23 protein-coding genes and 2 pseudogenes are annotated in these 25,233 nt (G+C 57.8%); 17 read left to right on the top strand and 8 right to left on the bottom strand.

What is annotated here, in order from left to right:
- Positions 1–23 precede the first annotated feature (23 nt).
- Both feoA and SGP1_RS21130 read right to left on the bottom strand, forming a co-directional pair.
- Positions 24–245 (bottom strand): ferrous iron transporter A, encoded by a 222-nt coding sequence (feoA, locus tag SGP1_RS21135; RefSeq protein ID WP_011412129.1) that lies wholly within the window; start codon positions 243–245, stop codon positions 24–26.
- Between the two features lie 685 nt (positions 246–930).
- Positions 931–3,270 carry a Tex family protein gene (locus tag SGP1_RS21130; RefSeq protein ID WP_011412128.1) on the bottom strand — a complete coding sequence of 780 codons (2,340 nt, stop codon included), beginning with the start codon at positions 3,268–3,270 and terminating at the stop codon, positions 931–933.
- A gap of 151 nt (positions 3,271–3,421) precedes the next feature.
- Here SGP1_RS21130 and greB point away from each other — a divergent pair, with 151 nt between their 5' ends.
- From greB to envZ, 3 genes are all read left to right on the top strand, one after another.
- Complete coding sequence (greB, locus tag SGP1_RS21125; RefSeq protein WP_011412127.1) at positions 3,422–3,889, top strand: transcription elongation factor GreB; 468 nt, start codon at positions 3,422–3,424, stop codon at positions 3,887–3,889.
- Positions 3,890–4,120: 231 nt separating this feature from the next.
- Complete coding sequence (gene ompR, locus SGP1_RS21120) at positions 4,121–4,840, top strand: osmolarity response regulator transcription factor OmpR (RefSeq protein WP_003853014.1); 720 nt, start codon at positions 4,121–4,123, stop codon at positions 4,838–4,840.
- Entirely contained in the window at positions 4,837–6,219 is a 1,383-nt protein-coding gene (envZ, locus tag SGP1_RS21115) for a two-component system sensor histidine kinase EnvZ (protein ID WP_011412126.1), read from the top strand. Before ompR ends, envZ begins: the two co-directional genes overlap by 4 nt.
- A gap of 115 nt (positions 6,220–6,334) precedes the next feature.
- Here the strand turns inward: envZ and pckA are convergent, their stop codons facing one another.
- From pckA to SGP1_RS21090, 5 genes are all read right to left on the bottom strand, one after another.
- Positions 6,335–7,954, bottom strand: coding sequence for a phosphoenolpyruvate carboxykinase (ATP) (pckA, locus tag SGP1_RS21110; protein ID WP_011412125.1), 1,620 nt, complete (start codon positions 7,952–7,954; stop codon positions 6,335–6,337).
- A 196-nt stretch (positions 7,955–8,150) separates the two neighbouring features.
- Positions 8,151–9,029, bottom strand: coding sequence for an Hsp33 family molecular chaperone HslO (hslO, locus tag SGP1_RS21105; RefSeq protein ID WP_011412124.1), 879 nt, complete (start codon positions 9,027–9,029; stop codon positions 8,151–8,153).
- Between the two features lie 33 nt (positions 9,030–9,062).
- Positions 9,063–9,485 (bottom strand): ribosome-associated heat shock protein Hsp15, encoded by a 423-nt coding sequence (gene hslR, locus SGP1_RS21100; RefSeq protein ID WP_011412123.1) that lies wholly within the window; start codon positions 9,483–9,485, stop codon positions 9,063–9,065.
- A 15-nt stretch (positions 9,486–9,500) separates the two neighbouring features.
- The gene (gene yrfG / locus SGP1_RS21095) at positions 9,501–10,181 is read right to left on the bottom strand and encodes a GMP/IMP nucleotidase (protein ID WP_011412122.1); all 681 of its coding nucleotides are present in this window, start codon (positions 10,179–10,181) and stop codon (positions 9,501–9,503) included.
- A gap of 117 nt (positions 10,182–10,298) precedes the next feature.
- On the bottom strand, positions 10,299–12,434 hold the full coding sequence (locus tag SGP1_RS21090) for an IgaA/UmoB family intracellular growth attenuator (protein WP_011412121.1): 2,136 nt from the start codon (positions 12,432–12,434) through the stop codon (positions 10,299–10,301).
- 347 nt (positions 12,435–12,781) lie between these two features.
- Here SGP1_RS21090 and nudE point away from each other — a divergent pair, with 347 nt between their 5' ends.
- Entirely contained in the window at positions 12,782–13,345 is a 564-nt protein-coding gene (nudE, locus tag SGP1_RS21085; protein ID WP_011412120.1) for an ADP compounds hydrolase NudE, read from the top strand.
- A gap of 39 nt (positions 13,346–13,384) precedes the next feature.
- Here nudE and mrcA read toward each other — a convergent pair whose 3' ends face one another.
- The gene (gene mrcA / locus SGP1_RS21080) at positions 13,385–15,919 is read right to left on the bottom strand and encodes a peptidoglycan glycosyltransferase/peptidoglycan DD-transpeptidase MrcA (RefSeq protein WP_011412119.1); all 2,535 of its coding nucleotides are present in this window, start codon (positions 15,917–15,919) and stop codon (positions 13,385–13,387) included.
- 118 nt (positions 15,920–16,037) lie between these two features.
- On the opposite strand from mrcA, the gene SGP1_RS21075 reads away from it, so the two are divergent.
- The 13 genes and pseudogenes from SGP1_RS21075 (at position 16,038) to trpS (ending at position 25,078) form a co-directional block, all read left to right on the top strand.
- Positions 16,038–16,451 (top strand): hypothetical protein, encoded by a 414-nt coding sequence (locus tag SGP1_RS21075; protein WP_041867273.1) that lies wholly within the window; start codon positions 16,038–16,040, stop codon positions 16,449–16,451.
- A gap of 3 nt (positions 16,452–16,454) precedes the next feature.
- The gene (locus SGP1_RS21070; RefSeq protein ID WP_041867272.1) at positions 16,455–16,712 is read left to right on the top strand and encodes a hypothetical protein; all 258 of its coding nucleotides are present in this window, start codon (positions 16,455–16,457) and stop codon (positions 16,710–16,712) included.
- 134 nt (positions 16,713–16,846) lie between these two features.
- Positions 16,847–17,380, top strand: a complete 534-nt coding sequence (locus tag SGP1_RS30350; protein ID WP_148203618.1) for a hypothetical protein — start codon at positions 16,847–16,849, stop codon at positions 17,378–17,380.
- Between the two features lie 122 nt (positions 17,381–17,502).
- The gene (locus SGP1_RS34605; RefSeq protein WP_243466125.1) at positions 17,503–17,967 is read left to right on the top strand and encodes a hypothetical protein; all 465 of its coding nucleotides are present in this window, start codon (positions 17,503–17,505) and stop codon (positions 17,965–17,967) included.
- Positions 17,946–18,452, top strand: coding sequence for a secretin N-terminal domain-containing protein (locus tag SGP1_RS34600; RefSeq protein ID WP_243466124.1), 507 nt, complete (start codon positions 17,946–17,948; stop codon positions 18,450–18,452). Before SGP1_RS34605 ends, SGP1_RS34600 begins: the two co-directional genes overlap by 22 nt.
- Positions 18,386–18,825, top strand: a pseudogene (locus SGP1_RS36895) (hypothetical protein). The gene SGP1_RS34600 and the pseudogene SGP1_RS36895 overlap by 67 nt, the downstream one beginning before the upstream one ends.
- Before the next feature lie 340 nt (positions 18,826–19,165).
- Positions 19,166–19,687: a shikimate kinase AroK gene (gene aroK, locus SGP1_RS21050; protein WP_011412117.1), complete on the top strand. Its 522-nt coding sequence runs from the start codon at positions 19,166–19,168 to the stop codon at positions 19,685–19,687.
- 40 nt (positions 19,688–19,727) lie between these two features.
- Positions 19,728–20,813, top strand: a complete 1,086-nt coding sequence (aroB, locus tag SGP1_RS21045) for a 3-dehydroquinate synthase (RefSeq protein WP_011412116.1) — start codon at positions 19,728–19,730, stop codon at positions 20,811–20,813.
- Positions 20,814–20,920: 107 nt separating this feature from the next.
- Positions 20,921–21,787, top strand: coding sequence for an SPOR domain-containing protein (locus SGP1_RS21040; RefSeq protein ID WP_011412115.1), 867 nt, complete (start codon positions 20,921–20,923; stop codon positions 21,785–21,787).
- Positions 21,788–21,870: 83 nt separating this feature from the next.
- Positions 21,871–22,683, top strand: coding sequence for an adenine-specific DNA-methyltransferase (gene dam / locus SGP1_RS21035; RefSeq protein ID WP_011412114.1), 813 nt, complete (start codon positions 21,871–21,873; stop codon positions 22,681–22,683).
- Between the two features lie 47 nt (positions 22,684–22,730).
- Positions 22,731–23,411: a ribulose-phosphate 3-epimerase gene (rpe, locus tag SGP1_RS21030; protein WP_011412113.1), complete on the top strand. Its 681-nt coding sequence runs from the start codon at positions 22,731–22,733 to the stop codon at positions 23,409–23,411.
- A pseudogene (locus tag SGP1_RS21025) lies at positions 23,404–24,077 on the top strand (phosphoglycolate phosphatase). Before rpe ends, SGP1_RS21025 begins: the two are co-directional and overlap by 8 nt.
- Complete coding sequence (gene trpS, locus SGP1_RS21020) at positions 24,074–25,078, top strand: tryptophan--tRNA ligase (RefSeq protein WP_011412112.1); 1,005 nt, start codon at positions 24,074–24,076, stop codon at positions 25,076–25,078. The pseudogene SGP1_RS21025 and the gene trpS overlap by 4 nt, the downstream one beginning before the upstream one ends.
- Positions 25,079–25,233 lie beyond the last annotated feature (155 nt).

Genomic DNA, 25,233 nt, shown 5'->3' with positions numbered 1-25,233 from the left:
AGCGAGCGGCGCGAGCGGGCGGATCAATGGCCGGTACGGCTCAACAAGAGCAGTGACAAATCTTTTTTTCGCAGCACCAGCAGCACCCGTCGCACCTCTATCTGCACGGGATCGCCCAGCGGCGCGACACGCACTACCTGAAACGAGCTACCGGGCAACATGCCGAGCGACAGCATTCTCTGCCGAAAGGCAGGGGGGATCTCTTTGGCATAGCCGGTAATTTTATAATGGTGCTGCAATTGCATAATGACCTTCTTGATGGCGACCGTAAGCGCGTTGGAAACGGCAATAACCTCGATACTCGTCAGTACTGCCTGTTGGGTCGGGCTGGCGCGATGTTAAATAATGCAAATGGCAAAAGTAATAGTTATTAATAAGAATAATTTTAACATCTTATCACCCGAGTCAAATAAAACAAAACCTCAACAAAATTCTTTTTTTCAATGACGGATGGAAAAACATATTGCTGGTTATGTGATATAACTTCATGTTTTTAAGGTAATAATTGTCGATTTTCGGCATAAGGGTATCTTTCGTGCAGGTGGGATGCTGTTATTTTATTTTGCAATAACGCACGGCGAAGAAATGAAAATAACCCTGCGCTCCTAGGCCATAAATATTAAATAAGCGACGGAAATGGGTTAATAAAAATATTATGTTAATTATTAAAATTGAATTAAATTAGCCGGCAAATGGGGTTATATTTAATTTAAAATAATTTCATAAATTATTTATTTACTCCCTTACCATTTCCGAGGCCGATGCCGTAAAGTCGCCTTGGCGCCATTTCACCGCTAAAAGCCAGTGACCCATCCCTGACCACTAGGGGTCAGGCATCACCAGGCGGCGCCGTTGGGCCGACGCCTCGCTAACGCCTATAGCGCGGGCCTGCTTGCGTATCCCACAGGCCCGTTGACGCTAGCCGGCGTATTAACGCCGTTTGCCCAGCGCGGTCGCCAGCGCGTCACCCATGGCGCTATTACCGCCCGCGGCAGGGCCGGATTGACGGCCGCCGCTGCGCGCGGGTGGGCGGGACGCCGTCGTATTGCTATCCCGCCGGTACTCGCCCGGGTCACGGCGCGCCGGCGCCTCCCCCGGTCGCTCATCGAGCCGCATGGATAGCGCGATGCGCTTGCGCGCAATATCGACTTCCATGACCTTCACTTTGACAATATCGCCGGCTTTCACCACCTTGTGCGGATCGTCGATAAACCGATCGGACAATGAGGAGATGTGCACCAATCCGTCCTGATGCACGCCTATATCCACAAAGGCGCCGAAATTGGTCACGTTGGTCACCGTGCCTTCCAGCACCATGCCCTGCGCCAGGTCCTGCAGCGTTTCCACGCCGTCGGCAAACGTGGCGGTTTTGAACTCCGGCCGCGGGTCGCGCCCCGGTTTCTCCAGCTCTTTGATAATATCGGTCACGGTGGGTAACCCGACGCGCTCATCGGTGAAGCGGGACGGGCTCAGGCCGCGCAGCGTCGCGGGGTCGCCCATCAGATCGCTGAGTGATTTCTCCGTGGCCTGTAAAATCCGCTGTACCACCGGATAACTCTCCGGATGTACGGTAGAGGCGTCGAGCGGATTGTCGCCGTGATTGATGCGCAGGAAGCCGGCGCATTGTTCAAACGCTTTGGGGCCCAGGCGGGGAACTTTCAGCAACTGTTGACGATCGCGGAAACGGCCATTCTCATCCCGCCAGCTGACGATGTTTTGCGCCATCATGCGCGTCAGGCCGGCGACGCGAATCAGCAGCGGCACCGAAGCGGTATTCAGATCCACGCCGACGGCGTTGACGCAGTCCTCGACTACCGTGTCCAGCTTTTTCGCCAGCATGCTTTGGCTGACATCGTGCTGATATTGACCCACGCCGATGGATTTCGGGTCGATTTTGGCCAGTTCAGCCAGCGGATCCTGCAATCTGCGGGCGATGGAAACCGCCCCGCGCAGCGAGACGTCCAAATCGGGAAACTCCAACGCCGCCAGCTCCGAGGCGGAATACACCGACGCGCCGGCCTCGCTGACGATGACTTTTTGCCCTTTCACGTCGGGATAACGCTTCTGGACTTCGGCATAAAATCGTTCGGTTTCTCGCGACGCGGTCCCGTTGCCGATGGCGACCAGTTCCACGTTATGTTTCAGACATAGCGCCGCGACGGCCGCCGCGGCTTTGTCGGCCTGGCCGGTGTGGGGATAAAGCGTCTCTGTCGCGACCAGCTTGCCGGTGGCATCCACCACCGCGACCTTGACGCCGGTGCGCAGCCCCGGATCAAGGCCCATGGTAGCGCGCAGCCCCGCCGGCGGCGCCATCAGTAAATCATGCATATTGCGGGCGAAGACCTGTATCGCTTCTTCCTCGGCCTTTTCACGCATGCTGCCCATCAGTTCGGTTTCCAGATGCATGAGGATTTTGATGCGCCAGGTCCAACTGATGACCGTTTTACGCCAGCTATCGGCCGGCGCCTGACCGAAGCACACTTGCAAATGATCGGCGATCATCTGCTCGCAGTAGCTGGCACGTGGCGGCTCGTCGACGTGCGGATCGGCGTTCAGCGCAAGCTTCAACACACCCTCGTTGCGTCCGCGCAACATGGCCAGCGCACGGTGTGAGGGGACCTGAGACAGCGGTTCGTGATGATCGAAGTAGTCGCGGAATTTGGCGCCTTCTTCCTCTTTACCGGGCACCACCCGCGCCACCAGATGAGCATTTTTCCACAGATAAGCGCGGATTTTCGCCAGCAGCGCGGCATCTTCGGCAAAGCGCTCCATCAGGATATAACGCGCGCTGTCAAGGGCCGCTTTGGCGTCGGCCACGCCGGCATCAGGGTTAACAAAACCGGCCGCCGCGGTATCGGGGTCCGTTGACGAGTCCTGCCAAAGCCGATCTGCCAGCGGCGCCAGCCCCGCCTCGATGGCTATCTGGCCGCGGGTGCGGCGTTTGGGTTTATAGGGCAGGTAGAGATCTTCCAGCTCGGTCTTGCTCAAGGTCGCCTGGATAGCCGATGCCAGCGCCTCGGTAAGCTTGCCCTGTTCGTCGATGGATTTCAGAATACTCTGGCGCCGTTCATCGAGTTCGCGCAAATAACCCAGACGCGTTTCCAGCGTACGCAGCTGTGTGTCGTCCAGCCCGCCGGTAACTTCTTTACGATAGCGGGCGATAAAAGGCACGGTGTTGCCTTCGTCCAGGAGCCGCACCGCAGCGTCCACTTGCTCCTCCCGGGCTTTCAGTTCGCCGGCGATAAGATGGTTCAATGACTCTCTATTCATGCGTTAACGTTCATTTTGTCATAAGGATTGCTTGGGCCTGCACAGTTATACGGTTTGCGGCGGCAAAATGCCAGCCGCCCGCGTCCGTTCACCCCCGCCGCCGCTATGGTATATTGCCGTTGTTGGCCACAGAGTTCGACGACAGGTGACGATGAAGACCAACCTTATTACCCGCCAGGGCTATCAGGAATTGCAGGATGAGCTGGACCATTTGTGGAAACGCTACCGGCCGGAGATTACCGAGAAGGTTGCCTGGGCCGCCAGTCTGGGCGATCGCAGTGAAAATGCGGATTATCATTACAATAAGAAAATTCTGCGCGAGATTGACCGTCGGGTGCGTTATTTGCGCCGTGTGCTGAAGGAGGCGCGGGTGGTGGATTACTCCCCGCAGCAAGAGGGACGGATATTTTTCGGCGCCTGGGTGGAAGTGGAGAACGCCGAGGGGGAAACGAAACGCTTTCGTATCGCCGGTCCCGATGAAATTTATAAACATAAGGACTATATCTCCATCGATTCACCCATGGCGCGCGCCTTGATCAAAAAGGCGGTGGATGATGAAGCGGAAGTGGTTACCCCCGGCGGACATCGCACCTGGTATATCAACGCCATCTCTTATTAAGGTTGACGTGCGCGGGGCGGTGGAGGAAACGTCGTGGCCGTTAATTATTATTCGCGGCGGCGCGACAGATGTTATTATCGTGGAGATTACGTGCGGAAAGTGTTGATAACTAAGCATCTTTATATGCTTTGTAACAATTTCGCTTAGAATGGTCACCTGAATTCGCTGTCAGTGATCCACCGGTTTTTGAACAATATCCTTTATGGGCGTTTCGCCTTTGGGAGAGAGATAATGCAAGAGAATTACAAAATCCTAGTTGTGGATGACGATATGCGCCTGCGGGCGCTCCTTGAGCGTTATTTGACCGAGCAGGGCTTTCAGGTACGCAGCGTCGCCAACGCCGAACAGATGGACCGTTTGCTGACGCGTGAATCCTTCCATCTGATGGTGCTGGATTTGATGCTGCCGGGAGAGGATGGGCTGTCTATTTGCCGCCGGCTGCGCAGCCAAAGCAACCCGATGCCGATCATTATGGTCACCGCCAAGGGGGAGGAAGTGGACCGCATTGTTGGCCTGGAAATCGGTGCCGATGACTATATTCCCAAGCCCTTCAACCCCCGTGAACTGCTGGCGCGTATCCGCGCGGTACTACGCCGGCAGGCTAACGAGCTGCCGGGGGCGCCGTCGCAGGAAGAGGCTATCATCGCCTTTGGCAAGTTCAAGCTTAATCTCGGTACCCGTGAGATGTTCCGCGAAGATGAGCCGATGCCGCTGACCAGCGGTGAGTTCGCGGTGCTTAAAGCGTTGGTCAGCCACCCGCGGGAGCCGTTGTCCCGTGATAAACTGATGAATCTGGCGCGCGGCCGTGAATATAGCGCCATGGAACGCTCAATCGATGTGCAGATCTCGCGTCTGCGGCGCATGGTGGAAGAAGATCCCGCCCATCCGCGCTATATTCAGACCGTATGGGGTCTGGGCTATGTCTTTGTGCCGGATGGCAGTAAAGCATGATGCGATGGCGCATCTCTCCGCGCAGTTCCTTCGCCCGCAGCCTCTTGTTAATCGTTACCTTGCTGTTCGTCAGCCTGGTAACGACCTACCTGGTGGTCTTGAATTTCGCCATCTTACCGAGTCTGCAACAGTTCAATAAAGTGCTGGCTTATGAAGTCAGAATGTTGATGACAGACCAGTTGCAGCTGGAGGACGGTACCTTACTGGAAGTGCCGCCGGCGTTCCGGCGCGAAATTTACCGTGAATTGGGTATCTCGCTGTATACCAATCCAGCCGCGGAAGAGAGCGGCTTGCGCTGGGCGCAACATTATGAATTCCTGAGCCAGCAAATGGCTCAGCAGCTCGGCAGCCCGACCGATGTACGCGTCGAAGTCACCAAAAATTCCCCAGTTGTCTGGCTGAAAACCTGGTTATCGCCGGATATCTGGGTACGCATTCCGTTGACCGAAATCCATCAGGGCGGCTTCTCGCCGTTATTCCGTTACACCCTGGCGATTATGTTGCTGGCTATCGGCGGTGCCTGGCTGTTTATCCGTATTCAAAACCGGCCGCTGGTGGATTTGGAACATGCCGCGCTGCAGGTGGGTAAGGGCATCATTCCACCGCCGCTGCGGGAGTATGGCGCCTCGGAGGTGCGCTCGGTGACGCGGGCGTTCAACCAGATGACGGCCGGCGTCAAGCTATTGGCGGATGACCGGACCTTGTTGATGGCCGGCGTCAGCCATGATTTGCGCACGCCGCTGACCCGTATCCGCCTGGCGACGGAAATGATGAGTGCGGAAGACGGCTATCTTGCCGAGTCGATCAATAAAGATATCGAAGAGTGCAACGCTATCATCGAGCAGTTCATCGATTATCTGCGCACCGGCCAGGAGATGCAGACCGAAATGGCGGATCTCAACAGCATCCTGACCGAGGTGGTGGCGGCGGAGAGCGGCTATGAGCGCGTGATCGAAACCGATATTTGCGGCGAGGAGCTTATTGTTAACGTCAATCCGCTGTCCATTAAACGCGCGGCGCTGAATATGGTGGTGAATGCCGCGCGCTACGGCAACGGCTGTATAAAGGTAAATAGCGGACGCGAAACCAATCGGGTCTGGTTTGAGGTCGAGGATGATGGTCCGGGCATCCAGCCGGATCAATTACAATATTTATTTCAACCGTTCGTGCGCGGCGACAGCGCGCGCAGCACCAGCGGTACCGGCCTCGGTCTGGCCATTGTCCAGCGCATCATCGATGCGCATGCCGGTAAGCTGGAAATCGGCCGCAGCGCGCGGCAGGGCTTGCGTATCCGCGCCTATTTGCCGCTACCGGTCGCGTCGGTGGATCACGGTGCCAGCGTCAGTAAAGCCAAAGCCGCCGGCAAAAGCGCCGACTAAGCGGCGGCTTAGGCAAAGTGCGCCGCCGCCGGGCCGGTCAACGTCATACGCGTGACGGTATGGCCTCTTCCTGAGCGGCTGTCTTACCAAGGTGTCAGGGCGCGGCTCTGCCGGTTCAGCGCTGCGGACCCGCGCTCACCAGCGCCACCCCGGCCGGCGTGTCGGTGAACTTGCTGAAATTATCGATGAAGCGCTGGGCCAGATCGTCCGCCTTGGCCCGCCATTCGTCGACGCTGGCGTAAGTAGTGCGCGGATCGAGTATCGCGCCGTTCACGCCCGGCAGCGCGGTCGGGATCGTTAGATTGAAAACCGGCAGGGTAGCGGTTGGCGCATCGTCGATATCACTGCGTAGTATGGCGTTGATAATCGTCCGGGTATCTTTGAGGGAAATCCGTTTGCCGCTGCCGTTCCAGCCGGTATTGACCAAATAGGCGCGGGCGCCGGCGGCGTGCATGCGTTTGGCCAGGACATCCGCATAGGCGGTGGGATGTAGCGACAAAAACGCCGCGCCAAAGCAGGCGGAGAAGGTGGGTACCGGCGCCACCACACCCCGCTCGGTTCCCCCCAGTTTGGCGGTAAAGCCGGACAGAAAATGATACTGTGCCTGTTCCATCGACAGGCTGGCGACCGGCGGCAGTACGCCGAAGGCATCTGCCGTCAGAAAGATGACGCGCGTAGCGTGTCCGGCGCGTGACACCGGTTTAACGATATTATCGATATGATCGATGGGATAGGACACGCGGGCGTTTTCGGTTTTGCTGCCATCGTCGTAATCCACGCTACCGTCCGCCCGCACTACCACATTTTCCAACAGCGCGTTACGGCGAATCGCTTGATAGATCTCCGGCTCCGCCTCGGGCGAAAGGCGGATGGTTTTGGCGTAACAGCCCCCTTCAAAATTGAAGACGCCGTCGTCGTCCCAGCCGTGTTCATCATCGCCTATCAGACGGCGGCGAGGGTCAGTCGATAGCGTGGTTTTGCCGGTGCCGGACAGACCGAAGAACAGTGCCACGTCGTCATCGGTGCCGACGTTGGCCGAGCAATGCATGGAAGCGATTCCTTTAAGCGGCAGCAGGTAATTCATCACCGAGAACAGGCCCTTTTTCATTTCGCCGCCGTACCAGGTTCCCCCGATAAGCTGAATGCCTTCTGTCAGGTTGAAAGCGACAAAGTTTTCCGAATGCAGACCCTGTTCACGCCAATCGGGATTGGTACATTTGGCGCCGTTAAGCACCACAAAATCCGGTTCAAAGTCGCGCAGTTCTTCGTCGCTTGGCCGAATGAACATGTTTTTAACGAAATGCGCCTGCCAGGCGACTTCGGTCACAAAACGCACCCGCAGCCGGCTGTCCTCATTGGCGCCGCAGAAAGCATCAATGACAAACAGGCGCTTGCCGCTTAGCTGCTTGCCGACCCGCCTTTTGAGGTGAACCCAGGTCTGCTGGTCAAGGGGATGATTGTCATTGGCGCCTTTGCCCTGGTCTGACCACCAAAGAGTGTCACGGGTTTTGTCGTCACGCACCACATACTTATCAAAGGGTGACCGGCCGGTGAAAATTCCGGTGTCGACCGCCACAGCGCCCGATTGGGTTAGCGTGCCGCGTTCAAAACCGCTGAGGGCGGGGTCGATTTCTTCTGCAAACAACTGATCGTAGCCCGGGTTGTACACCAGTTCGCGGTAGCCCGTTATTCCATAACTGATCCATTGCTGCGGGGTAATACTCTCACTTACCATGTCACTGCTCCTTAGTTCAATAAGTACCGTTAGCGATTGTAGGGATTAGCGGTGGGCCGCGCCGAGAGATAAATCAAGGATTAACCTGAGCGTGCAGGCTTTACATTATTTTGCAGACGGGCGCACGGAAAATAAGTTATTACCTTAACATACGCCGCTGGAGAGGCAATCGTCCGGCGGGGCAATAGGGTAAATCCTAAGCCTGCGGCGAATATCCCTGCGCTGCCTGCTGTTGCAGGTCAGCAATGGCGTCGGCATCGAAACGATAATGGCTACCGCAAAAATCGCAATGCATATCCACTTCGCCGTCCTGCTCAAGCATGTCGTGCAACTCTTGCTCGCCCAAGGTCATCAGCGCATCGGCGCAGCGCTGGCGTGAGCAGGTACAAAGGAATTGCACCGACTGCGCCGGGTAAACGGTCACGTTATCTTGATGATAAAGGCGATACAAAACGTCGTTGGCCGGCAATGCAAATAGTTCGTCGCCCTTCACCGTTGCGGTGAGCTGCGCCAGATGATCGAAATCGTCGGCGTGGGCATCTTGGCCGGGTAATACCTGCAGCAGCAGACCGGCGGCGGCCACCTCTCCCTGATACTCGCCGGTGCGGATAAACAGCCGCGTTGGCAACTGCTCCGATTGCAGGAAGTAGTTTTCCAGGCAGTCAGCCAAACGGGGCCCTTCCAGGCCAACTACTCCCTGATACCGCTCGCCTTCGGCAGGGGTCAGGGTAATCACCAAATACCCGTTGCCCACCATTTGTGCCAGGGTGGCGTCGTCGGCGATATCGCCGTTGATGCACGCCAGCCCGCGCATGTTCTGCCGATCGTCGCCGTTAATGACCGCCAGCCGCAGCGGGCCATCTCCTTGTAACTGCACGGTAATTTCGCTGGTGAATTTCAACGTGGCGGTTAGCAGGCTGGTAGCGACCAGGAGTTCCCCCAGCAGCGTTTTCACCGCCGGCGGATAATTGTGCTGGCCCAGCACCTGGCGGTAGGTTTCTTGTAAGGACACCAGTTCACCTCTGACGGCATAGTCTTCAAAAAGGTAACGGTGCAGTTGGTCTTGATGGGTCATCATGGTCTCTCATGCCTGCGGCGCCGGGAGGGGTTATTCTGCCTCGCCCGATTCGCCATATTTAAATTTAATCAGATTGCGGCGTTCTTTTTTGTCCGGGCGCCGGTCCGGATGGGGCATGGTCAGGGCGTTATGTTTTCGCGCCTCGGCCATTTTCTCCCGTTTGGCGATACTGGTGTCGGTCTCCTGATACAGTAGCTGCGCATCGCTGGCAGGACGGCGTTGATCGCTTAACGCACGCACGCGCACCTGACGCTCGTCGTTGCCTTGGCGCAGGGTGATTTCCGCGCCCAGCTCCATGGTTTTACCGGGTTTGCTGCGCTGGCCATTGTAATGGACCTTGCCGCCCTCAATCATCTCGCGGGCCAGGGCGCGGGTTTTATAAAAACGCGCCGCCCACAGCCACTTGTCCAGCCGTACGGCCGGAGTATCGCCGTTAGCGTCTTTGGGTTTCATTTCGCCTCCTGAGTGTCAGCACATCATTCCAGCCAGCGCAGGCAGCAGCGTCCGATAATCATTCAGTGACGAATGTCGCCGGAAGGTTTGCGGCGCCACTCCGGAATCAGGATTACTGACGCCGAGACAATAGCGGATACCAAAGCGGCTAGCCGCATCGAGAATCGGCTCGCTGTCATCGATGAACAGAGTTCGCGCCGGATCAAAACCGGTATGCGTTTGAACGCGTTGCCACAAATGCTGATCTTCCTTGGGATAACCAAATGTATGGGTAGAAAGTAATAAATCAAGGTGTTGACCCAGACCGGTGTGGCGCATTTTCACCGCCAGACCGTCGGGGTGGGCGTTGGTCAGCAGGATGGAGCGGCGGCCGTGCTGACGCAATGCGCTCAATAGCGGCAGCGTATCGTCGCGCAACCGTACGGTATGACCAAATTCAGCGTTCATGGCGGCGATATCCAGCGTCAGCCGCCGGCTCCAGTAATCGAAACAGTACCAGTTCAAGGTATGGCGCACGCTGTGGTATTCGCGGTCTATCAAGGCGCTGGCCTCAGCCGGGGTGATACCGCGCCGTTGGGTAAGGGCTGCCGGTACGCGAGCCAGCCAGAAGTCACGATCGAAGGCCAAATCCAGCAGCGTGCCGTCCATATCAAGAATGACGGTATCAATATGGCGCCAGTCGATGACTGTGGACATGCGGACTCCAGAGCATAAGCAGGGCAAGGGGGAGGGTCTGTGGCATGGCGCCAAACGGCCCGGTCAACATTCAGAGTAGCATACTTGCCGCCCGCCCGGGGATGACATTGATGGCTATCAGTCGCGCCAAACGCGGTTGCCGTTCGCGGCTATCGCCTCGTGGCTGAAGCAACAGTCATAATAGCGCTGGATGTCCCGCGCGCGGCGCCGGCCGTTGTGCAGGCGACGCACCAGCAGGATAGCGTTGAACGCGGCGAGCGTCAGCAACAGTATCAGCAGCAGGGTTGCGCCCACGTTGCGCCACAGGGATACCCTTTCAGGCTCATTGTGCAGCGCAATATGGCGGGTGCCGTTGGCGTCGACGGTAATATTGGTGATGATGCCCTCGGCGTTAAACGGTGTATGCAACAGTTGGGTAGATAGCCGCTGCAGCTCGTGCCATTGCGCCAGGCCATTATAATCGTTGAAATTTATGGCGGGGGGTGGGGTCTCGACCAGCTGTTTGTCTTCATCGCTGCGGATCAAAAACCCGCCCGGTGGCGGGCTGTTGAGCGCGTTGGTGGCGTTGCGAGTCTCGCTGGCAAAGTAGTACGAGGTAGCGGCGTTGACCAAGGCTTCCAGCGTATCGGCGCTTACCGGCCGCAGCAGCACATTTATTCCTCTCAGCGATCCGGCGCGGGCGCGTTTGACGATAGTCGGCCAGTCGCGCCCATTGGCCAGATTTACCAGAGCCGCCTGCAACCGTTGGCAGGGCGCAGCGTCATCCTGACACAACTCCTGGGTTTTCAGCACAATGTCGCTGAAATCATCAAGCAAGATCATGCCGGATTTCTGAATGGCGGAGGCCAACCCCGGGGTTATTTTATTTTCATTGTCCAAAGCCGGGTGCAACTGGTTATTCACCGTCGTCAGCAACGCTTCGGCGCGATCGACGGTATCGGACTCCGGCATCGGCAGCGGTACCGCGTTGTTCCAGTAAATAGCTGAACAGTCAAACGGAAAAAACGGGGTTCTGCCGCCGTCGCTTTGTACATAGCACATCCCGGTACCGCGGGCCGACAGAGTATCGCCAATGCGCAGCATCGCCTGGTTCAAGGTAGCGACGCTGTCGACGGGCACCGTTTGCGCGCCCTGAAGCCAGGTAACGCTCAATTTCAGCGGCAGCGAGAGCGGGACATAGGCCAGCAGCAACGACAAGACCAGTAGCGAACTGCATAGCATCATCAGATTTCCGCCCCAGCGCTGAAGGGGGAAATAAGTGACTTCGTCATGAAGCGACAGAAAGCGGCCCTGGCGCACCACCTGGCTGTTGACGTATATATCGATGTCGGTTTTCTTGTCCAGATCGCGGGCGATATACGGCTGCCAATGTGCCGGGTATTTCAGATCGAGGCTGCTGAGGGAAATATTGCTGATACTGCCCTGACCAGATTCGCCGAACAGCCCCCAGCGCCGGGGGATCCCACGCAGGCAGTTAACATCCTGCCGATTGCGCTGCGGCGTCGGGCGAAATCGCAGCCAGGCGGCCAGTGCGGCCGGTAACGCGGCCAATGCCGCAAGCCAGAGCTGCGCCATGATGGGTGCCAGCAGACTCAGAAGTATCAATAGCAGCGCCGCGCTGCACAGTGCCGCTTCGCGTTGTCCGGATGGCTGGCTGATAGCGCGCTCCTGCGGCGTTTCCTTGCGCACCTTGAGCAGCTCAACCTGTTCATTGCCCTGCTCGCGCATCGATGAATTTGGTACCGCCGCATGTGCTGGCGCAGGGGTCAACGCAGACGGCGCGTCATTCAGCAACGAGTGGCCATTGAGCGAAATCACCAGCGGCATGCTGTCGGTGCGGATCAACTCGACATGGTTTTCTTCCGCAATGTATTGTTCCCATTGCGCTGGTAAATGAATTTCAATGCTGTCGAGATAATAACGCCATTTATGTGGCGCATCGGTCGCCAGACCATAGCGGGTGATGGCGTGGGTCCCGGCATAGACGTTATCGCTGCGGGGCGTCAAAGGCACACTCGCCGCCGCGGGTTCCGGCGCGCTGAGGGGTGTCGTGCGCGTAAGCGGTTGACTATGATGAAAGTAATGTTCAATGGCCGCGCGCTCTTCCGCGGTCAACTTTCGGGGAAAGGGTTTGATAAACGACAGACGTTTGACGGATACAGGGCGGGCACGCCGGCGATAGAAGCGCCAGCCGATAACGGAAACAATCGCACAGGCAAGCACGCCAGCCAGTACATAGACGATTGCGCTCATGCTAACCCCACCCACAACTTCATAATAATACACCAAAATTTACCGCCGCTGCAAAGATTCTCGTCACCGCCGCTGTTTGACATGGGCCTGCGCAGGCGGTCATCGGCGAAAAACAGGCATACTAACCAATATTATGGCGAGAGTAACAAGCCCGCTGCCGAGGATATATCAGCATTTTCCTATTTTATTCGCTGCTAGACGTATTTACCTATTGCCGATTTGACGTGGCCAGAAGTCATGCTGTGAAGACAGGTTGCGGCCCGGTCCATTCTTAACGCACAATGTTGACCAGGCAGGCCGATGGGCGGGCATCTCCTGGCCATCCAGTGCGCAATCTCGGGAACGATATGGATAAGAATCTGCAAAAACCCAAAATACATCGCGTGGCGACCGTTGCCCAGTCCCGCCTGTTCACGGTTGAGTCCGTCGATCTGGAGTTCAGCAACGGCGCGCGGCGGGTCTATGAGCGCATGAAGCCTTCCCATCACGAGACGGTGATGGTCGTACCGGTGCTGGACGACCATCTACTGCTGATCCGTGAATACGGCGCCGGCATCGAGGATTATGAATTGGGGTTTCCAAAAGGACTTATCGACCCCGGCGAAGTGGTGATGGAAGCGGCCAACCGCGAGCTGATGGAGGAGGCGGGCTTTGGAGGGCGCAACTTTACGTTTTTGCGCCGCTTGAGTATGGCGCCGTCCTATTTCTCCAGCAAAATGCACATTGTTGTGGCGCAAAATTTGTATCCCCAGCGGTTGCAGGGCGATGAGCCGGAACCGTTGCCGCTGGTGCGCTGGCCGATAAGCCGTATGCTGGCGCTGCTTGACGAGCCCGATTTTTGCGAGGCGCGTAACGTGAGCGCGCTGTTTCTCGCCCATGCCTGGCTTAATCGTACACCGGGAGAAGAGTAAGCCCGGGCCGGGTCCAAAGACATCCGGCCCGGCGAGCGGTCAGAACAGTTCCTGCTGCTGGCCGTTGTCCATCAGCGTCGTGCCGACTTCATGTACTACCCGGTATTTCGGCTGGGTACCGTCGATAAAATATTCCGGCCGGCTGTTGCCGCCGCCGTCGGACAATTTGCCGCTGCTCTTATCGATGGTGACGGTAACGACGCCCGGCGGCGGATCCTGTTTCTCTTCGGGGATACCTTCCAGCGCTATCTTCATATAATCATCCCAGATAGGTTGGGCGCTTTTAGCGCCGCCCTCGGCACCGGAAGCCGTGCTTCTGCCCAAATTGCGGCGGTGATCGTCAAACCCTATCCATACCGTGGTGACCGTACCGGGGCCGTAGCCGGAGAACCAGGCGTCTTTAGAGTCGTTGGTGGTACCGGTTTTACCGCCGATATCATGACGCTTCAGATCGCGGGCGGCACGCCAGCCGGTGCCCATCCAGCCGGGTTCGCCAAAGATGTTGCTGTTAAGGGCATCGCGCATCAAAAACGACAGCGGCGTGCTAATTACGTGAGGGGCGTACAGTTGTTCGCCGTCTGCCGCGGCCTGTGCCGGTGAAACCCGTTCCAGTCGCGGCATGGGTACCGTGCCGTTAGCGTCAGCCTGGCGGGAGACGGCTACGTTTTCCATACTGTCGTCCGACAGCACCGCCGATTTCGGTGTATCGCCATAGATGACCGGCAAATCGCAGCTGCTGCACACCACTTTAGGTTTGGCGGTAAACAGCATCTGATCGTTTTCATCGGTGATTTTAGTGATGAGGTAGGGGTCGACCAGATAACCGCCATTGGCCAGCACCGCATAGCCCCGCACCAGCTGGAGAGGGTTGAAGGACGCGGATCCCAGCGCCAGGGATTCGGTGTGGACGATGTTCTGCGCCGGGAAGCCGAAGCGTTGCAGATATTCCGCGGCATAATCCACGCCCATGGCGCGCATGGCGCGAACCATTACCACGTTTTTCGACTGCCCCAGACCCTGGCGCAGGCGAATCGGGCCAGCATAGGTCGGCGGCGAGTTGCGCGGCCGCCAGTCGGAGCCGGCGCCGGCATCCCAGCGGGAGATAGGTGCATCATTGAGAATGGTCGCCAGCGTCAACCCTTTATCCAGCGCGGCGGTATACAGAAACGGCTTGATATTGGAACCCACCTGACGCAGCGCCTGGGTGATACGGTTGAATTTGCTCTGATTGAAGTCGAAACCGCCGACCAGGGCTTTGACCGCGCCGTCCTGCGGATCCAGCGACACCAGCGCAGAATTGACGTCCGGGACCTGCGAGAGCGACCAACCCTCGTCCGTTTGCCGCACCCAGACTTGTTGTCCCGCCTGCACCACATCGGTGACTTTTTTCGGCGTCGGCCCCTGCTGTGTATCGCTTCTAAACGGCCGCGCCCAGCGCATGCCCGCCAGCGATAATGCCACGTTACTGCCATCGGCCATCATCGCCACCGCGCCGTCGACGCCGGTTTCGGTAATGACCGCCGCGTGCAATGGACCGTAAACCGGCAGGGTTTTCAATCTGTCGCGGATATGCTGCGCGTCCCAGGGCGACTCTCCCACTTTCCACAACACGCTGCTTGGACCGCGGTAACCGTGGCGCATATCGTAAGCCAGCACGTTGTTGCGCACTACGTTCTGCGCCGCCTGCTGCAGCGGTTTGGTGATGGTGGTATACACCTTAAAACCGTCGGTATAGGCATTTTCTCCGTAGCGCTTGAGCATATCCTGGCGCACCATTTCCGATACATAGGGCGCGGAAAAGTCGATTTCCGTCGCGTGGTAACGTGCCACCAGCGCCGCGTCGCGTGCCTGCTCATATTCAGCCTGGGTGATGTAGTTTTCATCCCGCATACGCGCCAGCACAGTGTTGCGCCGCGCCAGCGCCCGTTCAGGAGAATAGAGCGGGTTGAAGGTGGAAGGGGCTTTCGGCAAACCGGCAATCATGGCCATTTCGCTCAGCGTGAGCTGGCTGACGTCCTTGCCGAAATAGACCTGCGCCGCCGCGCCCACGCCATAGGCGCGGTAACCCAGGTAGATCTTATTCAGATACAGTTCCAGGATTTCATCTTTGGTTAGCAATTGCTCAATCCGTACCGCCAGAAACGCCTCTTTGATTTTACGAATAAGCGTCCGTTCCGGGCTGAGGAAAAAATTGCGGGCCAGCTGCTGGGTGATGGTGCTCGCGCCCTGTGAGGCATTGCCGGAAAGCAGGGCGATGGAGGCTGCGCGCAAAATCCCCACCGGATCCACGCCGTGATGCTCGTAAAAGCGGCTGTCTTCGGTGGCGACAAACGCATGCACCAGTTCGGGCGGCATCTGATCGAGCCGGAGCGGGATGCGGCGTTTCTCACCGTACTGAGCGATAAGCTTACCGTCCGCCGAGAAGATCTGCATCGGCGTTTGCAGGCGGATGTCTTTCAGCGTCGCCACATCGGGTAATTGGGGCGCAATATAGCGGTACATACCATATATCGATGCGGCTCCCAACAAAATGCAACACACTGCAAAGATAAATAAATATTTTACGAACTTCACCTGAGAATTCCCATTTTTTGTCATTTGGGCAGTTTATAAACAACCGCGCGCTAGTATAAAGGTTAGCCTTGCTATTGGATACGTAATTTAAGTCCCGGGCCTCAGGGAACGAGGAACCATGGCGTTTGACCGTTGGCGGATCGGTATGGATATGGAGCCGGACGTCCTGCGCGCGCTGGCCTGGGACTGGAGCCTTGACGCCGCGCACCCTGAGCGCGTGCTGATCATCAGCGCCCGGCTGTCGGCGCTTATCACGTTGCACCGCTGGCGCAGCCGTTGGACTTTGTCTTTGGCGCCGAATCGGCGGCGGCCTGCCATTTTACCCGTACCGAACCCGGCCCGGTTCCCGAGGGCGGTGAGCTCTGGTCGCTATTCGACGTCTTGCGCGCCGCTTCCCGACGGCCTGGGTGATTGCCGCCGGGCTGGCGCTGGCGCCGGAAGAGCGGCTGTGGAGCAGGTGAATCTGTGGCCTGGCGGCAAATACGCCGGCGACGTCGTGTCCGCGCTTCCAGCAGCGGTTGGGCGTCGGTAATCAATGCTATTTGCGTCTGTTTCGCCAACTCTCCTGGCGCTGCTGCCGCAGCAGCTGTGGTTCACGCATATCGAGCAGCGCAACGGCCGGATCTATTTCAGCGACTGCAGCGAGGGGTATTCGCCAGTGGTTGTCCTGCGGCGCCGGCTGTCTGACTACCCGCTGCTGCCGAGTGTGCGCTGGCGCGAGGTCAGGCGGCGGGATGCGGTACGCTGGCAATTTTTTCTGGAAGCGGACTGGCCGGCGGAGGATGCAGCATGACTTTGCCGGCTGCGGAAACAGGGTGCGATCGACGGATCATAAAATGGCTGGGGGGGCTATGCGCTGCTGACGGTCGCCTTTATGTTTGCCGGGGGCAGTAGGTCCTGCTGCCGGAAAAACGGCGCCTTGAGCAGGTGCAACGGGCGTTCAACGCTCAGCCGCTGCCGCACGATGGCTGCAGCAACATTGCCCAGCCGTTGAACGCGGAGAAGGCTGGGGCCGTGCCGCGGTTGTTCGGTGAGGCTGCGGGAACGTGGCCGCCGCCATCCGCCGTAAAAGCCGGCGCTGCGTCGGCTTCCGCGGGCGGCACAACGCAAACTGCGCCAGCCACCGGCGACGACGCACGGGTGCGGCGCTGCCAGCGACTTGCGAAGGATCCTATTTCGCTGTTCATGACGCCGGAGCACGGTCCGCCCGCCGCGCTGCGCTGGCGGGTGACGCCCACGGGGATTGATGCGAACAGGCGGGGCTGGTCGGTCGCACTCACTACGGATTATGCCGGACTTGAACGCTATCGCGGCGCTCCAGGGCTGTCTCGGCCTGCAGGCGTTAGCGTTGAAAGCGACACCCGAAGGATTGATGCTGGAATTCAGATTAACGTCTGCAGACAAAAAGGAGGGCGACAATGGGTAGAGGCCGGCTGGGGCATAGCGGAACATGCCGCGTAAAACCGGGGACGGGTCGACATGACGCCAGGTTCGATCCAGCGCTGTGTCCGTGGCTGCTGTTGGTTGTTGTTTTCGCCGTTGCGAGCGTTTCACGGGGCGTATCTGCGAATGGAGTGCCGGCGGTGGCAATCGGTACCTCGGCGGCTGCAGCGGATGACGTAGGCGCGGCGGTGCAGGATCCGTTCCAGCCGTCCTCTCCAGGCTCATCGCAGCGGGAAAGCGCCGGGGTAAAAGCCGGTCTGCCGGCCGACATGCCGCCGTCCACTCTGTTTTCTCTGCGGCGCGGCGCCGCATCGGGCACGTTGACGCTGCGTGCTGATGATGCGCCGGTACTGCAGGCGCTGGCCTCCCTGCGTGGGCTGAATCTGGTGGTGACGCCGGGTGTTGAAGGCGAGATTACGCTGCGGCTGTACGAGATGCCCTGGCGCCAAGTACTGGAACTGGTTCTGACGGCAGGCGGCCTGCAGCAAACGCGTCAGGGACGCACGCTGGTGGTATCGCTGCAAGAAGAGCGCCGGATGACACGCGGCCGGAAAAAGCCGCGACGCCGGCGAGGGGGGAGGGCGTGCCGCTGGTTAACCGGTTGATTACCCTGCAATACGCCGATGCGGCCGAGGTGGGGCGCAGCATTGACGCCCAGCGCAGTTCGCTGCTGTCACCCCGGGGAAGCGTTCGGCTCGATAAGCGCACCAATTCGCTGGTGCTGCGCGATATCGCCTCCGCGCTGGCCGCCGTGGGGGATTGGATCGCCGTCTGGGATGTTCCGCTGGAGCAGGTGCTCATTACCGCCCATATTGTCACCATCAGCCGGGAAAATTTGCGCGAAGTCGGGGTCAACTGGCGCTATCCGGCGGAGAGCGCGCAAGCGGATGCGCGTACATTAGTAAAAATGCCCGTCGGCGGACATCTAGCCCGCATCGGACTCCCGTTGGCGCGCCTGAATGGTCGTATGCTGGAGCTGACCGCGCTTGAGCAGGAAAATAAGGTGGATATCCTGGCGAGCCCGTGGCTGTTACTGCCCATCAGCAAACCGCCAGCATCAAGCAGGGGGCGCAAATTCCGTATCCGATGACCAGCGGCCACGGCAAACACCCTTCTATCCAGTTTAAGGAGGCGGTGCTGTGCATGGAGGTGACGCCGCGTATTCTGCGCAACGGGCGCATTACCCTGGATTTGCGGCTGAGCCAGAACGTGCCGGGCAGTATCATCAAGCAAGGAGACAGCCAGGGTGTTCCATCGATACAGAAGAAATCAAAACTCAGGTAACGATTGCCGACGGTGAAATCATCGTGCTCGGCGGCATATTTCAGCATCAAAAGCAGCGCAGCCACGATCGGGTACCGCTATTGGCCGATATCCCGCTGGTCGGGGCGTTATTTAAGCACAAGCGAGCTAATTATAAACAACATGAATTAGTTATTTTTATTACGCTCACCCGCATATGAGGATAGACTACCGCCCCTTGCATCTAACAAAAGCGGGTACGCGGCAACAATTTATGCGTTTTTTTCGTTATCAATTTGACGCTGTCGGCGATTTCGCTTACAAGGGTAACCCATTGAGCAACGCTGATTTTGCGTCAAATGTCATACCGGTGGTGATACCGGGAATTCCGCTTGCGGTGTGGGCATCGATTTAATCGGTTGCCAAACTACCCGGAGTGTTGAGATAATTTTCGCCTGATTCTCGCACTAACGCTCATGAGGTTTCAGTTTAGGTCCCGCCGCTAATTTGATTGGCGGGGCGGGTTGTCATTAACGAATAATCTTAGTAATACCGAAAAACATGGCAGAGAAACGCAATATCTTTCTGGTTGGGCCTATGGGTGCCGGCAAAAGCACTATTGGTCGTCAGTTGGCTCAACAACTTAATATGGAGTTTTTCGATTCTGATCAAGAGATTGAGCGACGCACCGGGGCTGATGTAGGCTGGGTATTTGACGTGGAAGGCGAAGACGGCTTCCGCGATCGAGAAGAAAAAGTCATCAACGAACTGACCGAAAAGCAGGGGATTGTGCTGGCTACCGGCGGTGGCTCCGTGAAATCGCGCGAAACACGCAACCGCCTCTCCGCCCGCGGTGTGGTTGTCTATCTCGAAACCACCATTGAAAAACAGCTGGCCCGTACGCAGCGTGATAAGAAACGCCCGCTGTTGCAAGTCGAAGCTCCGCCGCGTGAGGTACTTGAAGCGCTGGCTCGCGAGCGCAACCCGCTGTATGAAGAAATAGCGGACGTGACTATCCGTACTGATGAACAAAGCGCCAAGGTTGTTGCTAACCAAATTATCAATATGCTGGAAAGCAGCTAATCTAAATTAACGAGATGCCGAAAAGGTCACTGAGCGTCCCATGGAGAGGATTACCGTTACATTAGGGGAGCGCAGCTACCCGATTACCATTGCCGCCGGATTATTCAATGATCCGGCGTCTTTCTGGCCGTTAACGCGCGGCGATAGCGCCATGCTGGTGACGAACGACCGCCTCGCTCCCCTGTATCTGGAATCCCTGTGCGAGCGGCTGACCCAGGCCGGCGTCAAGGTCGATCGGGTCGTATTGCCTGACGGTGAACAGAATAAATCGTTGACCGTGCTGGATCAGGTTTTCACCGCGCTGCTGGCTAAATCCCATGGTCGCGATACTACCCTTATCGCGCTCGGTGGCGGCGTCATCGGCGATCTGGCCGGTTTCGCCGCCGCCAGTTATCAACGCGGTGTGCGTTTTATCCAGGCACCTACCACGCTACTCTCACAGGTTGACTCCTCAGTTGGCGGCAAAACCGCCGTCAATCATTCTCTCGGCAAGAACATGATCGGCGCCTTCTATCAACCTGCGTCAGTGGTCATTGACTTGGACTGTCTCAACACGCTTCCGCGGCGGGAACTCTCCTCGGGCCTGGCGGAAGTTATCAAGTACGGTATTATTCTTGATGCGGCTTTTTTTGCCTGGCTTGAAGACAATCTCGAAGCGCTGTTGGCGCTAGAGCCGCAAGCGCTGGCCTATTGCATCCGTCGCTGCTGCGAGCTGAAAGCCGACGTAGTGGCTGCCGATGAACGCGAGCAGGGCCAGCGTGCTCTGCTGAATCTTGGCCACACCTACGGCCATGCCATCGAAACCCACATGGGTTATGGCAACTGGCTGCATGGCGAAGCCGTGGCCGCCGGCATGATGATGGCGGTGCGCGCCGCGCGTCGGCTCGGTCAATTCAGCGATGCTGATGCTGAACGGGTGAGTGCGCTGCTGCAGCGCGCCGGCCTGACGATGAGCGGTCCGGCGGAAATGGCGCCGGAAGATTACCTGCCGCATATGATGCGTGATAAAAAAGTCATCGCCGGCCGGCTGCGTCTGGTCCTGCCGGTGACGCTGGGCAATGCGGAAGTGCGTACCGGCGTGGCTGATGATATGGTGGTGGCGTCTATTAAGGATTGCCAGGCCTGAGCCGGCCGGCCGCGCGCCAGGGCGCGTCGGTGAAGCCCGGTTTAATGTGATAAACCCTTCCCGCGCTCCGGCGCTGGAAAAACCCCTCTCATGTCGGAGAGTTTTATATGGATGAGTTCAAGTCGGAAGACGAACTGAGACCCGATAGCAGCGACCGCCGTCCCCCCCGCCAGCGGAAAAGACCTACCGTGCCGAAAGTACCTGTATCCAGACAGCATTTGATGATAGGTATCGGTATTTTGGTGCTGCTGTTGCTGGTGATAAGTATTGGTTCAGCGCTGAAATCTCCGTCCCGAACCGATTCAGGCCACCAGGGCGCGGACAATAACGGTCAGCGTAATATCGATCTCTCCGGCTCCGACGCGGGTCCGTCTTCGCCTGGCGCTACCGCGCCGACAGCAAACAACGCACAGAACGGCGCGCCGGTGACTACGCCGAGCGGACAGCAACGCGTGGAATTACCGGGCAACATGGCCGATGCCTTGTCGCAGCAGGGAAGCCAGGTCAACGGCGGGACCGCACAAATGAACGGCCAAGGGCCGGTTTCCACCTTGCCCACCGCTGCCCGCTGGGAGCCGAAACAAACGCCGATGGTGCCGAGTGCCGACCGCCAGACCGCCAGACCGCCAAAAGCGGCTGCGAGCTCTCGCGCCCCTGCGCCGTCCGCTTCTTCCACGTCCAGTGGGGGCGCCGCGGGTTCGATACAGTCTGCGCCCGCCGGTTATTACACGCTACAGTTGAGTAGCGCTTCGCAGCCGGCGACGCTCAACGCCTATGCGCGTCAACAGCAGCTGAGCCATTACTGGGTTTATCAGACCCGCCGCGACGGCAAGCCTTGGTACGTGTTGGTAAACGGGGTTTATCCTTCGCTATCGCAGGCCAAAAACGCGGTGGCAAAATTGCCCGCCGATGTACAGGCTAAAAAGCCCTGGGCGCGGCAAATTGGTCAGGTTAAAAAGGACCAAAATAATTAAGCGTTCCTGAAGATAGCACTGTAGCGTTATGGTAAACAGGGTACAATCCGCGGTTCTGAAGAGTGTGAGTAAGTAGCGAAGGCATGAAGAAGAACCGCGCATTTTTGAAATGGGCCGGCGGCAAGTATCCGCTGATTGAGGATATTCGCCGTCACCTGCCGGAGGGTGATTGTTTAATAGAGCCTTTTGTCGGCGCCGGTTCGGTGTTTCTCAATACCGATTACGACCGATACATCCTCGCCGATATCAACAGTGATCTCATCAATCTGTTCAATATCGTTAAAGAGCGCCCGAACGATTTTATCCGCGATGCCCGGGCTTTATTTGCCGCCGACGCCAACATCTCTGAGGTGTACTACCTGCTGCGCAGCGAGTTTAATCTCTGCACGGACGCCCATCGGCGCGCAGTGCTGTTTCTATATCTCAACCGGCATTGCTACAACGGTCTGTGCCGATATAACCTGAGAGGTGAGTTCAACGTTCCTTTCGGCCGCTATAAAAAGCCGTACTTTCCGGAGTTGGAACTGCACCGGTTCGCCGAGAAGGCCAGTCGGGCGATGTTTGTTTGCGAGCACTACCAACAAACGCTATCCCGCGCCGTACCGGGTTCGGTGGTATATTGTGATCCGCCTTATGTGCCGCTCTCGACCACCGCAAACTTTACGGCATACCATACCAACAGTTTTAGTCTGACCGAGCAGAAGAACCTGGCGCGCCTCGCCAGCAAGCTGGCTCGTGAAAGCCGGATACCGGTTCTGATTTCCAATCACGATACCGCGCTGACCCGGCAATGGTATGGCGATGCGGTGCTGCATCATGTCACGGCACGCCGCACCATCAGCAGCAATATTTTCGGGCGCAGCAGCGTGAATGAACTGCTGGCGTTATATCTCTGAGCGGGGCCGCCCCGCCGCAGACTGACCGTAACTGACGGGAGACATGGATGAAAAACTATTTAATCGCTCCTTCCATCCTTTCCGCGGATTTTGCCCGCCTGGGTGGAGATACTGCCCGGGTGTTAGCCGCCGGGGCGGACGTGGTGCATTTTGATGTGATGGATAATCATTATGTTCCGAATCTCACCATGGGGCCGATGGTGCTTAAAGCGCTGCGTAACTATGGCATTACCGCCCCCATTGACGTGCATTTGATGGTAAAGCCGGTCGATCGCCTGATCCCGGATTTTGCCGCCGCCGGCGCCAGTTACATTACCTTCCACCCGGAGGCGTCGCAGCATGTTGACCGCTCACTGCAGCTCATCAAGGAGCACGGCTGCAAAGCCGGGCTGGTCTTCAATCCCGCCACGCCGCTAAGCTGCCTTGAGTATGTGATGGATAAACTTGATGTCATTTTGCTGATGTCGGTCAACCCCGGTTTTGGAGGCCAGTCTTTCCTGCCTTCGACCCTGGATAAATTGCGCCAGGCGCGTCAGATTATCGATCGCAGCGGCAGGGATATCCGGCTTGAGGTGGACGGCGGCGTCAAAGTGGACAACATCGGCGCTATCGCCGCCGCGGGCGCCGATATGTTCGTTGCCGGCTCTGCTATATTCAGCCAGCCGGATTACCGACCCGTTATCGACGCCATGCGTCAGGCATTAGCGGGAGCGGCGGGGAATGCGTGAAGAACAGCCTATCCGCGGTATCGCATTCGATCTTGACGGCACTTTGACCGACAGCGCCCCCGGCTTAACGGTCGCTCTTGATCGAACGCTGTCAGAGCAGGGGCTGCCCCAGGCCGGTCTGGCGCGCATTGCCACCTGGATTGGCAACGGCGCCGATATGTGCTGGTGGAGCGCGCGCTGCAACGCGCTACCCGTCTGCGCTTCGATGAACATTATGCCGGGACGGTGGCGTCGGGCAGTTTGCTGTTTCCCGAGGTCGCGGATATGTTGGCGCAGTTGGCGCTTCAGGGGCTGCCGATGGCGGTGGTGACCAATAAGCCCACACCCTTTGTCGCACCGTTGCTGGCCTCGCTCGGCATCGAGCGCCATTTTGTGCTGATTATCGGCGGCGATGATGTTACGGCCAAGAAGCCGCATCTCGCCCCGCTTTATCTGGTGCTCGGACATTTGGGGCTTTATGCCCGTGAGCTGCTGTTCGTCGGCGATTTGCGCAATGATATCCTCGCGGCCAAAGCCGCCGGCTGCCCAAGCGCCGGCATGACCTATGGCTATAACTATGGTGAAGCGATCACGCTGAGCCGCCCGGATTACGTTCTGGACCGTTTTGCCGATCTTTTGCCCGTGCTCGGGCTGCCACCTTTCGTTAATCAGGGCCGTTTAAAATGAGTAAGCCCATCGTATTCAGCGGCGCGCAGCCGTCAGGGGAACTGACTATTGGCAACTATATGGGTGCGCTGCGTCAGTGGGTCAGCATGCAGGACGAGTATGACTGTATTTATTGCATCGTCGACCTACATGCCATTACCGCCCGTCAGGATGCCCAGCAGCTGCGTAAGGCAACGCTGGACGTTCTGGCGCTGTATCTGGCCTGCGGTATCGATCCGGCTAAAAGTACGGTTTTCATTCAGTCGCATGTGCCGGAGCATAGCCAACTGGGCTGGTTGCTGAACTGTTATACCTATTTTGGTGAACTGAGCCGGATGACCCAGTTCAAGGATAAATCGGCCCGTTACGCCGAAAATATCAATGCCGGGCTGTTTGATTACCCGGTGCTGATGGCGGCAGACATTCTGCTTTATCAGACCAACCAGGTGCCGGTCGGGGAGGATCAGAAACAGCATTTGGAGCTGAGCCGCGATATCGCCAAACGGTTTAACGCGCTGTATGGCGAGATCTTCACCATTCCTGAACCGTTTATTCCCAAATCCGGCGCGCGCGTGATGTCGTTGCTGGATCCTTTGAAAAAGATGTCGAAATCCGATGACAACCGTAATAACGTCATCACCCTGCTGGAAGATCCCAAATCCGTAGTCAAGAAGCTTAAACGGGCGGTAACCGACTCCGATGAACCGCCGGTGGTGCGCTATGATCCTGTGGCCAAACCCGGCGTCTCCAACTTGCTGGATATTTTATCCGGCGTGACCGGTACGCCGGTGGCGGAACTGGAACAGGCGTTTGCCGGAAAAATGTACGGCCATCTGAAATCCGCCGTGGCCGATGCGGTGTCGGAAATGCTGACCGCGTTACAGGCTCGTTACCACGCCCTGTGCGCCGACGAAGCTTATTTGAATCAAGTGTTACGGGACGGGGCGGAAAAAGCCCGCGCTCAAGCCAGCGTGACCTTGGCCAAGGTCTATGAAGCCGTCGGCTTTGTCGCCAAACCCTGAGTCATTTATACCCCTCGCGCGCCCGGCCTGATCCCGATAGGGCCGGGCGGCACGTCACTACGCTTTTTCCGCGACTCCCGGCAAAGGTAATGAATTATATGCGGTTGTTATTCTGCCGCGGTTACGCTATCTATCAAGCAGGCACCTGATAAAAG

The sequence above is a fragment of the Sodalis glossinidius str. 'morsitans' genome, from assembly GCF_000010085.1.
In the GTDB taxonomy this organism is placed as follows: Bacteria; Pseudomonadota; Gammaproteobacteria; order Enterobacterales; family Enterobacteriaceae; genus Sodalis; species Sodalis glossinidius.
The sequence above is the reverse complement of the archived record's forward strand: the minus strand, read 5'-3'. Positions and strand labels throughout refer to the sequence as shown.

Bases quoted from the DNA above. Each gene is read 5' to 3' on its own strand.
- feoA (WP_011412129.1), bottom strand. From the start codon at position 245: ATGCAATTGCAGCACCATTATAAAATTACCGGCTATGCCAAAGAGATC.
- SGP1_RS21130 (WP_011412128.1), bottom strand. From the start codon at position 3,270: ATGAATAGAGAGTCATTGAACCATCTTATCGCCGGCGAACTGAAAGCC.
- greB (WP_011412127.1), top strand. From the start codon at position 3,422: ATGAAGACCAACCTTATTACCCGCCAGGGCTATCAGGAATTGCAGGAT.
- ompR (WP_003853014.1), top strand. From the start codon at position 4,121: ATGCAAGAGAATTACAAAATCCTAGTTGTGGATGACGATATGCGCCTG.
- envZ (WP_011412126.1), top strand. From the start codon at position 4,837: ATGATGCGATGGCGCATCTCTCCGCGCAGTTCCTTCGCCCGCAGCCTC.
- pckA (WP_011412125.1), bottom strand. From the start codon at position 7,954: ATGGTAAGTGAGAGTATTACCCCGCAGCAATGGATCAGTTATGGAATA.
- hslO (WP_011412124.1), bottom strand. From the start codon at position 9,029: ATGACCCATCAAGACCAACTGCACCGTTACCTTTTTGAAGACTATGCC.
- hslR (WP_011412123.1), bottom strand. From the start codon at position 9,485: ATGAAACCCAAAGACGCTAACGGCGATACTCCGGCCGTACGGCTGGAC.
- yrfG (WP_011412122.1), bottom strand. From the start codon at position 10,181: ATGTCCACAGTCATCGACTGGCGCCATATTGATACCGTCATTCTTGAT.
- SGP1_RS21090 (WP_011412121.1), bottom strand. From the start codon at position 12,434: ATGAGCGCAATCGTCTATGTACTGGCTGGCGTGCTTGCCTGTGCGATT.
- nudE (WP_011412120.1), top strand. From the start codon at position 12,782: ATGGATAAGAATCTGCAAAAACCCAAAATACATCGCGTGGCGACCGTT.
- SGP1_RS21075 (WP_041867273.1), top strand. From the start codon at position 16,038: ATGGCGTTTGACCGTTGGCGGATCGGTATGGATATGGAGCCGGACGTC.
- SGP1_RS21070 (WP_041867272.1), top strand. From the start codon at position 16,455: ATGCTATTTGCGTCTGTTTCGCCAACTCTCCTGGCGCTGCTGCCGCAG.
- aroK (WP_011412117.1), top strand. From the start codon at position 19,166: ATGGCAGAGAAACGCAATATCTTTCTGGTTGGGCCTATGGGTGCCGGC.
- aroB (WP_011412116.1), top strand. From the start codon at position 19,728: ATGGAGAGGATTACCGTTACATTAGGGGAGCGCAGCTACCCGATTACC.
- SGP1_RS21040 (WP_011412115.1), top strand. From the start codon at position 20,921: ATGGATGAGTTCAAGTCGGAAGACGAACTGAGACCCGATAGCAGCGAC.
- dam (WP_011412114.1), top strand. From the start codon at position 21,871: ATGAAGAAGAACCGCGCATTTTTGAAATGGGCCGGCGGCAAGTATCCG.
- rpe (WP_011412113.1), top strand. From the start codon at position 22,731: ATGAAAAACTATTTAATCGCTCCTTCCATCCTTTCCGCGGATTTTGCC.
- trpS (WP_011412112.1), top strand. From the start codon at position 24,074: ATGAGTAAGCCCATCGTATTCAGCGGCGCGCAGCCGTCAGGGGAACTG.